The sequence below is a fragment of the Pedococcus sp. P1_H8 genome (assembly GCF_056405175.1).
Map to the genome: position 1 here is coordinate 1 of NZ_JBFUCP010000283.1, position 424 is coordinate 424.

Here is a 424-nt window from a genome sequence, read left to right on the forward strand (position 1 = left end):
CACCGATGGCGGCTCCCGTGGCGGCGCCGATGATCATTCCTATCCACAGATTGCGCATGATGTAGGTATGCCCGCTCGGGTGCGAGTGCAAACGCCGGCGACGGTGAACGCCCGTTGCTCCGTCCGCGGCGCGTTTAGGTTGCCCCTCCGGGTTCGGTGCTCGGTTGGGTACACGACGAGGTCTCGGTCCTGCACAACGTCGTACATMTGATGTCCGGCGTGGTCGGTGTGGCTGCGTGCAGCACGGTCGGCACGTCCGTGCTCTTCCTGGTGCTCGGGGGAATCATCAATCTGTTGTTGTGGTCTACGGCCTGATCGTCGACGAAGCATCCGGGGCGGACTTCTCTGCCCACCAACCCGGCCAACTACTGGCTCCATTTCGGCTGGGTCTGGCGATGATCGCCGTTTCTTCGCGATGCCGCGC

General features: G+C 63.6%; 1 protein-coding gene. It reads left to right on the forward strand.

Translation table 11 applies throughout. The annotated features are described in order from the left end of the window. Positions 1-156: 156 nt before the first annotated feature. Positions 157-315, forward strand: coding sequence for a DUF4383 domain-containing protein (locus tag AC1DYG_RS20020; protein WP_477641591.1), 159 nt, complete (start codon positions 157-159; stop codon positions 313-315). Positions 316-424 lie beyond the last annotated feature (109 nt).